The sequence below is a fragment of the Halorubrum sp. Atlit-28R genome, assembly GCF_003665955.1.
Lineage (GTDB): Archaea > Halobacteriota > Halobacteria > Halobacteriales > Haloferacaceae > Halorubrum > Halorubrum tropicale.
Map to the genome: position 1 here is coordinate 1 of NZ_QPLS01000097.1, position 589 is coordinate 589.

A 589-nucleotide genomic window follows, 5' to 3' on the forward strand; every position below is an offset into this window, starting at 1 on the left:
GCCGCCGAAGGCGATGCCCTGCAAGAGGATGAGCGACGTGACGACGAGCGCGAGGGGCGTCAGTTCGACGCCCGCGCTCGCCGCCGCGAACTGCGTGATAAAGACGAGTATCGTGCCGACGACGAGACCGCCGCCGCCGAGGGCGATAGCTGCGAGGAAGGACCGAGCGAGGTCGGGGAAACGCGTCGTAGTAGACACAGGCGACCAGTTGGAGCGCCGGCGTCAAAATCCTTCTCGCCTCGGAACGGGGTTCGAGGGGCGAACGCGGGCGCGCGAGTGACCGGGTGCGCTACTCGCCGGCGAGTTCGTAGTAGAGCACGCCGAGGACCGTCCGCGCGTCGCGGACCTCGCCCGCGAGGACGGCCCGCTCGAGGTCGTCGTAGCCGACCGTCGTCGGGCGGATACTCTCGTTGAAGTCGAGGTTCTGGTCGGCGCTCGGCTCGCACCCGCGCGCGACGAAGTAGTGGTGGACCGAGTTGGCGATACCGTTGGCCGGCTCGACGGTCACGAGCGGTTCGACCGCCTCGGCCTCGTGGCCAGTCTCTTCCGCGAGTTCGCGCCGGGCGGCCGCGGCGTAGTCGTCGTCGTC

General features: G+C 69.6%; 1 protein-coding gene and 1 pseudogene. Both read right to left on the reverse strand.

The annotated features are described in order from the left end of the window. Positions 1–198, reverse strand: a pseudogene (locus DVK06_RS16965) (CPBP family intramembrane glutamate endopeptidase); the annotation flags it as partial. 91 nt (positions 199–289) lie between these two features. Then, positions 290–589, reverse strand: a 300-nt coding sequence (locus tag DVK06_RS16970) for an NUDIX domain-containing protein (protein WP_121601129.1), incomplete at its 5' end; no start/stop codon positions are given.